Below are 7,413 nucleotides of genomic sequence, written 5' to 3'. Positions count from 1 at the left end.
GTCACGTATGGACAAACAGGACCTGCGAAAAGAAGCACACAACCTCGACGTGACCGTCTGGGTGGGCAAAAGTGGTCTCGAAGCGGTCGTCGGCGAACTCAACGACCAACTGGCAAACCAGAATCTCGTGAAAGCGAAGTTCCTTCGCGCATCGCTCGGCGGCACGACGGTCGACGAGGCTGCGGCCGACCTCGCAGAGCGAGTGAACGCCGAACTGATAGAGACGCGCGGGAAGACAGCAGTTTTCCACAGATGAATCTCCTCGCGCTTCCACTCCAGTTACAGGGAGACGGTGGCGCAGTCGGTCGGTTCCTCGCACAGCAGAACATCCCGTACGCGGCGACGTTCGGTGCTATTTTAGGCTTCATTATCGGATTCGCCGTCGTCTACGTCGTCGGCAAGGCTGTTTTGTCGTCCGTCGTCAGTCGTATGCTCGACCGACGCGGGGCCGACAAACACGCCAAACAGCCCCTGCTGAAGATAGTAACTCTCGTCACGGCGTTTATCGCTCTCGCCGTCGGGTTCGGCTTCGCCGGCCTCGGGAACTTCTTGCAGTCGCTTGCGACCATCGGTGCCGCGGCGACACTCGCAATCGGCTTTGCGATGCAGGACGTTATCGCCAACTTCGTCGCCGGTATCTTCATCTTCACCGACCGACCGTTCCGCATCGGCGACTGGGTCGAATGGGATGGTAACTCGGGTATCGTGGAGGACATCTCCTTTCGCGTGACCCGGGTTCGGACGTTCGACAACGAACTGCTCACTGTCCCGAACTCACAGCTCACGAGCGGCGTCATCAAGAACCCCGTCGCAAAGGACAAGCTTCGACTGCAGGTCCCGTTTGGCATCGGCTACGACGACGATATCGAGAACGCGACCGATATCATCCTCGAAGAAGCCGACAAGCACGAGGGCATCATGACCGACCCCGAACCGTCGGTTCGGCTAACCGAACTCGGCAACTCGGCGGTCGTCCTCAAATCGCGCATCTGGATTTCGAACCCCAGCCGCGCCGACTTCGTCAAGACTCGGGGCGAGTATGTCACCGCGGTGAAAGCACGGTTCGACGACGAGGGAATCGACTTCCCCTACCCGAACCGCACGCTCAGCGGCGAACTCTCCGTCGAAGGGATTGAGCAACTCGCACGGTCAAACGACTGAAAAAGCCCGTCGTGTGAGGGGACTGTCCTCCTCTGCCGTCGTTTCTCGCTTTTTTGTCCGCTTAGAGTTCGATACGCTCGACCAGTCTGTCTTCGGACTTCGTGTTGACCGCGACGATTCTGACGTGGTCTTCGAGTCCCGACCCCTGTAGCTTCGCTTTCAGGAGGTTGTCGACCTGGTAGACGCCCGCGGCGTTCACCATCTCTATCTCCACGAGGACGGCCGCCTCGTCACCTCGTTTCAGCGTGACGTTTCTGATGGCACGACTGGAGAGCGTGTTGATGCCGCGCCCGCCCTTCTCGTAGGGGATACGCGAGCGACCGCGTTCCATGTCGAGCGCGTCGGCGACGCGGATAACACCCGCTTCGAGGGTCAGCGGGTCTTCCTCGCGGTGGTGACAGAGGATTGCGTGGAGGGCTTCGCCTTTGATGCGAACTGCATCGGCGAGGTCGTAAAACTGCGGAAGGAACCTGTCGAGCACGTCCGATGCGAGCGGAATCGAGTAGTAGGCGTGATTGTCGCGGTGGACGATGTGACCGATGTCGTGTAACTGCGCCGCGAGCGCGATGATGACCGCTTCGTCGGCCTCATCGAGTCCCTGTTCGGCCGCGCCGTTGAACTCACAGCCGCCGTCCTTGAGGAGGTCATAGAGTCTGAGCGCACGATTGAGGACGATTTCGATGTGCTTCGGACCGTGGTCGTTGTAACCCTTGCGCGTCACCGCGTTCACGTTCTGCGCTTCGAGGAGCGTCACTATCTCCTCGTCTTCGAGCAGTGCAGGAAGCACCTCGTTGAGTTTCTCGTCGGGGAACGCGTGGTCTGCATCGGGGTCGTAGGCTCGACCACCATCGAGGGACTCTTCAGAATCGCTCATGATACAGATGGTCGTCGTACCGAGAAAAAAGAACTGGGGAAAATCCGGGACAGGAGCGTCCCCCGCGACCTATACCGATGCAGCGGGACCTTCGAGTGCTGCGGCCGCCGCTTCGACCGCCTCGTAGTCGGGTTCGACGCCGGGGTCGTCGCTGACCCACTCATAGGTAATTTCGCCGTCGCCGTTCACGACGAAGACCGACCGCTTGGCGACGCGGTTGACACCGAGGTCGGCGAAGTCCATCTCCACGTCGTACGCGTCGACGAGTTCGCGATTCGTGTCGCTAATGAGACCGAAGTTGAGATTGTTCTTCTCGGCGAACTCCGAGAGCGTAAACGGTGTGTCGATGCTGACACCGTAGACTGTCGCCCCGATATCTTCGAAATTTGCCATCTGGTCGCGGAAGGTGCACATCTCCGTTGTGCAGACGCCGGTGAAGGCCGCGGGGAAGAATGCGAGGACGATGGGAGCTTCGTCGAGGTGTTCAGAGAGCGTGAACAACTCGATATCGCCGTCGATGTCGGTCAGCGGTGCGGTAAAATCAGGCGCAGTGTCGTCGACAGATACCATATGCGGTGCATATTCGCGGGGGGCACATTATCTCTGCGTCGGCGGAGATACACGGTCCCGTACTCCCGGCCGACAGTTACGCATCCAAACAGGTGATTCGAGCGTCCGGCCACAAGATATTCGTAGGAGTTGCCCTCGTTCGAGGGCTGTGGACTCCGATTTCGATGCATCCGACCAACGTTATTCTGCAATTCCTGAGGCCGTAGAAGGCAAAAAGCCTATAATTGCCACTGGACAACGCAGAAATAGCGATGTTCGAGACCATTACCCCCCTGTTTCCGGGACTCCCGGGCGGGCCGGAGCTGCTCATCGTCCTCCTCGTGCTCGTCCTGCTGTTCGGCGCGAACAAGATTCCGAAACTTGCTCGCTCTACCGGGCAGGCCATGGGCGAGTTCCAGCGCGGACGCAACGAAATCGAAGAAGAACTGAAAGAGATGGAAGGCGACGACGAGGAAACCACCTCCGAAACGTCGACGTCAACGTCAACGTCAACCGAGACGTCGACCGAGACGGAGGCGTAATCGCAGCTTCTTCCTCGATTTTTCTCTCCCGGCCAACGGGGTCGAACCACGCGATTTTTGATTCGCCCTGAAAGACGTTTCTGTAGGGCGTGTGGCCTAGTGGACAGGGCGAGAGGTTCCTAACCTCTCGATCGCGGGTTCGAATCCCGTCGCGCCCGCTTCACTCACTTCGTTCGTTCAGCGGGCGCTCCTGAGTCCCACTCGGCGGTGCCTCGTGGGATTCCCGTCGCGCCCGTTTTCCTAGAACGAAGTGAGCAGTGAAAACGGCACGAGGGATTCGAATCAGGGAGCAACTTGTTGCGACCGAGGTTCGAATCTCGTGACCGGAGGTCACGAAGTGCAGCGCGTAGCGCCCGTTAAAATACACAGCCACGTCAGCTACGGCTCGTAATGGCTGACGTGCTCCGGTTTGATTGAGAGAATAATGCGTTCAGTCTGGATTGGGTTGGGATATTCATCCTCGCCCATATATCGTTTTGTCATCTCGTCGATGTGCTCGCGTGCCCCTTCCGTGGTGAGTTCGTTGACCTCACCTCGGACGGAGAGCATGCGGTAAGGGTTCTCCGGGTCGGTCATACTGATTGCGACTCGCCGGTCATTTCGGACGTTTTTCTCTTTTCGGCGGCCACGTTCCGTATTCACTAACAGACGGTCAGCATCGGCGTCGTAATCAACCCATACCGGCGTCACATGCGGACTCCCATCCGGCAAAAGCGTCGACAGATGGGCGAACGTCTGCTTCTCGAACAGGTCTTGGAAGTCAGCAGGGATCGAAGCCATAGTGACAATTGGTGACACATCTACTAATACACACCTCCTGTTTGCACCTGACCCGAATTCGGTTCGTCTGAGACTCGACAATTGACCCATCTGACTCGTTTCCTGAGGGGTATCGAGACTCCCCGAGACAACAAGATGACAACCGAAAACCCGTCGATAGCGACAGCAACGACGCCTATTTTGTATCCCTAAATAGCCAATTAAGGTGCGACTCTGGTTGATAAGTCTGTTTCGACGATAATAAACCCCTATAAAAAGAGTACTTAAACAAGTTTTAAACTGTGAATTAAATGAGAAAAAGACTTTTCCATCGGCCCGAATACCCGGAGGACAATGGCAACCGAAGACGCCGACGGAGCAAATCGCAAGGCGTTAGCTGGTGACACCGAGCCACCGGCGGAGGGAGACACCGCTCCGGAGCAGGCGTCGAACGCCCGTGTCGGCGCGTACACATGGGCAGATTTTCTCGACGAGTACGGAGATGACGGTGATGTTTCGGCCCTCTATGGCTTCGACCCCCGTGCTCGCAGCGACGCACCGGGACAATCCCGGTGGGAAGACGACGACGAACGGGAGATTCCGACGCCAGGTCGGACCGACTGGGAAGGTGTGAGTCTCGACCCCGAGGCGTATCTCGATTTCCACCCGGTCGATGTCACCGACTTCGTCGGCAAACGCGGTGCACACGCGACGGACATCCACGAGCAGTTCGAGGCGTTTTGCGACCCCGAGACGACGCCCGTCGTCAAAGACGAGTGGCTGTGGGAGCATTACAAACGCGAGTACTACTACGAGGACGACGGCTCGCGCCCACGCGACGACGAGGGTAAAATCGTCCGCTTCGACGCCGAAGACGCCCTCGGATTCGACCCCGACTATATCGAGAACGCGCTCGCACGGGGTGGACAGCGGGCCGAAGAACTCGACGCGGTAATCGAAGAGCGGACCGTCGATATCGACCCCGACCTCGACGAAGACGCGTTCTTTTCGAGCGCAGACGGAACGACGACGCTGGCGAATCGCTACGACCTCGAAAAAGCGGTTCCGATGGAGAAGAAGACGCACTTCCGCGAAGTCGAGCGGTACTGGGTCAACAAGCCCTACGCGTTCGTCATCCTCTTTCACTCGGTCAAGGAAAACGAGACGAAGTACTACGTCGTCGAACCGCACTTGAATCGCATCGAAGAAGACCTGACTGAGTTCCTCACGAGCAAGCTTCGAACCGCGATTAAATACGGCGACGACAGCGTCGTCGAGGGCGGTCCGGACAACCGTGGTCGGGTCATCGAAGCACAGACCTACGAACTGCTGTCTCGCTACGACCTCTACGACGCGCCCAACTCTTCGGGAGACAGTGTCGACAACGACGAATCCGACGCTTCGGGTCTCGTCTCTCGACTCGGGTTAGACGGTCTCTTCGGCGGCGGTGACGATACGAGTACGTCGACCACTGGCAACCAAAAACAGCGTTTCGGTGGCTTAGGCTCGCGATTCGGGCTGGGGAGCATCTTCGGCGGAGGAAGCCGAGATTCTGGTGACGATGACCCACTCGGCGGAATCGACGGCATCGCGGCCCGCCCGGAATCGGCGGTCCTCGCCGACGACGCCGACGACCTGAACGACTATCAGGTTCGGAAGATGCAGTACTATCTCCGTCGCGACTTCATCGGGTACGAACGCATCGACGGTATCAAACACGACATCAACGTCGAGGACATCTCGTGTGACGGCTACAACTCGCCGGTGTTCGTCTACCACTCCGACTACGAACAGATAATCTCGAACGTCTATCACGGCGAGGGCGAACTCGACGATTTCGTCGTCAAACTCGCTCAGCGGTCCGGCAAAGGTATCTCGAAGCGACGGCCACAGGTGGACGCGACGCTCCCCGACGGGTCGCGTGCGCAACTCACGCTCGGCCGTGAGGTGTCCGACCACGGAACCAACTACACCATCCGGCAGTTCAAGGACGTTCCGTTCACGCCCATTGACCTCATCAACTGGTCGACGTTCTCGCTCGAAGAGATGGCGTTCCTGTGGCTCTGTATCGAGAACGACAAGAGCCTGATTTTCGCAGGTGGCACCGCATCCGGGAAGACCACCTCGCTCAACGCAGTCTCGCTTTTCATCCCGTCGAATACGAAAATCGTCTCCATCGAGGACACCCGTGAGGTCGAACTCCCCCAGCGGAATTGGATTGCCTCCGTCACCCGCCCGTCGTTTGCTGACGACGACAAAGGTGACGTAGACGAGTTCGACCTGCTCGAAGCCGCGCTTCGCCAGCGCCCCGACTACATCGTCATGGGCGAGATTCGCGGCGAAGAAGGCCGGACACTCTTTCAGGTCATGTCGACGGGGCACACTACCTACACGACGTTCCACGCCGACTCGGTCGGCGAGGTGCTCAAGCGATTCACGACCGCGCCAATCAACGTCTCGAAGACGATGTTCACTGCGCTCGACCTCGTCTCTATCCAGACATCGACGCGGGTCGGCGGCAACAAGGTACGCCGAAACAAGTCGCTCACCGAAATCAACCACTACGACCCCGAAAACGACGAAATCAACGTTCAGGACGTATATCAGTGGCAAGCCGAGACGGACGAATTCCTCCAGATGGGGTCGTCGAACACGCTCGAAGAAATCAAATTCGACCGCGGGTGGAATCAGGAGACACTCGAACTGGAGATATTCAAGCGGCAGGTCATCCTCGCGTACCTCATCGACCGCGGTCTCAACACGTATACGCAGGTCGCAGCGACGTTTCAGGCGTTCATCAACGACCAAGACACCATCATCGGCCTGATGGTGACCGACGACCTCGAACGCAGTCTCGAAGACCTTCGCGAGATGGAGTCAGTCCACATCAATATCGACCCCGAAAGTGAGGCGATGGTCCCGCGACCGGAGCCGCCGGAACACGTCCGAAAGCTGGCCAAGAAGATTCTCCGTCGGGCCGAAGAAGAGCTATTCCCCGACTACCGTGGCCGCGACGTCGGCGAGGTCGCAGAGGCACTCGGGCACATGCGTAACGAACCGGACGTGGAAGCAGACCCCGCACAGCACGCCGAACTCGACGTACTCGAAGAGGCGACAACTGACCCCGAACTCGACGAAGGAACCGAACGCTCAGAACTTGACGAAGGCGACGAAACGCCCGAAATTGCGGGCGACGACGGCCCGTCATCACTCGACGGTGAGGACGAAACCCCGGCGCTCGAATCGGGGCCCGACGATGCCGAGAGTGGGTCGGCTGACGACCTGTGGAACTCGATTCAGGAGTCTGACGTTGACGCCGACGACCACTTCGATTTCAATGAGAGCGCACCGTCGTTCCCCGACCCCAACGACGACGATGTCGACCTCGACGACTTCTTCGGTGCATTCGGTCTCGGGGAGTCAAAAGCGGGTAACACGGGCCACAGTGGCCCGTCCCACGACGAAGCAGAGCGCGACCAGTCGACCCACGATGAACCAGAGTACGACCAGTCGACCCACGATGAACCA

The 7,413-nt window shown here is 58.7% G+C and carries 7 protein-coding genes and 1 tRNA gene; 5 read left to right on the top strand and 3 right to left on the bottom strand.

What is annotated here, in order from left to right:
* Positions 1–7 precede the first annotated feature (7 nt).
* The gene (locus QT222_RS10250) at positions 8–256 is read left to right on the top strand and encodes a YhbY family RNA-binding protein (protein ID WP_004572497.1); all 249 of its coding nucleotides are present in this window, start codon (positions 8–10) and stop codon (positions 254–256) included.
* On the top strand, positions 253–1,161 hold the full coding sequence (locus QT222_RS10245) for a mechanosensitive ion channel family protein (protein ID WP_491477108.1): 909 nt from the start codon (positions 253–255) through the stop codon (positions 1,159–1,161). The genes QT222_RS10250 and QT222_RS10245 overlap by 4 nt, the downstream gene beginning before the upstream one ends.
* 61 nt (positions 1,162–1,222) lie before the next feature.
* On the opposite strand, the gene QT222_RS10240 is transcribed toward QT222_RS10245, so the two are convergent.
* Both QT222_RS10240 and QT222_RS10235 read right to left on the bottom strand, forming a co-directional pair.
* Positions 1,223–2,035: an HD domain-containing protein gene (locus tag QT222_RS10240; protein WP_004572499.1), complete on the bottom strand. Its 813-nt coding sequence runs from the start codon at positions 2,033–2,035 to the stop codon at positions 1,223–1,225.
* 69 nt (positions 2,036–2,104) lie between these two features.
* On the bottom strand, positions 2,105–2,605 hold the full coding sequence (locus QT222_RS10235) for a redoxin domain-containing protein (protein WP_004572500.1): 501 nt from the start codon (positions 2,603–2,605) through the stop codon (positions 2,105–2,107).
* 251 nt (positions 2,606–2,856) lie between these two features.
* Here QT222_RS10235 and tatA point away from each other — a divergent pair, with 251 nt between their 5' ends.
* Complete coding sequence (gene tatA / locus QT222_RS10230) at positions 2,857–3,126, top strand: twin-arginine translocase TatA/TatE family subunit (protein WP_004572501.1); 270 nt, start codon at positions 2,857–2,859, stop codon at positions 3,124–3,126.
* Positions 3,127–3,211: 85 nt separating this feature from the next.
* Positions 3,212–3,284 (top strand) — tRNA-Arg (locus QT222_RS10225).
* Positions 3,285–3,504: 220 nt separating this feature from the next.
* Here QT222_RS10225 and QT222_RS10220 read toward each other — a convergent pair.
* Positions 3,505–3,906, bottom strand: coding sequence for a PPOX class F420-dependent oxidoreductase (locus tag QT222_RS10220; RefSeq protein ID WP_491477107.1), 402 nt, complete (start codon positions 3,904–3,906; stop codon positions 3,505–3,507).
* Positions 3,907–4,239: 333 nt separating this feature from the next.
* Between QT222_RS10220 and QT222_RS10215 the strand changes: the two genes are divergently transcribed.
* Positions 4,240–7,413: type II/IV secretion system ATPase subunit (locus QT222_RS10215; protein ID WP_491477106.1), on the top strand; the 3,174-nt coding region annotated here is incomplete at its 3' end.

The organism is Haloferax sp. s1, from assembly GCF_058382125.1.
Note: the sequence above shows the minus strand (reverse complement) of the source record. Positions and strands in the feature narration are given on the sequence as shown.

Coding starts and splice junctions, on each gene's coding strand:
- QT222_RS10220 (WP_491477107.1), bottom strand. CDS start 3,906: ATGGCTTCGATCCCTGCTGACTTCCAAGACCTGTTCGAGAAGCAGACG.
- QT222_RS10240 (WP_004572499.1), bottom strand. CDS start 2,035: ATGAGCGATTCTGAAGAGTCCCTCGATGGTGGTCGAGCCTACGACCCC.
- tatA (WP_004572501.1), top strand. CDS start 2,857: ATGTTCGAGACCATTACCCCCCTGTTTCCGGGACTCCCGGGCGGGCCG.
- QT222_RS10235 (WP_004572500.1), bottom strand. CDS start 2,605: ATGGTATCTGTCGACGACACTGCGCCTGATTTTACCGCACCGCTGACC.
- QT222_RS10245 (WP_491477108.1), top strand. CDS start 253: ATGAATCTCCTCGCGCTTCCACTCCAGTTACAGGGAGACGGTGGCGCA.
- QT222_RS10250 (WP_004572497.1), top strand. CDS start 8: ATGGACAAACAGGACCTGCGAAAAGAAGCACACAACCTCGACGTGACC.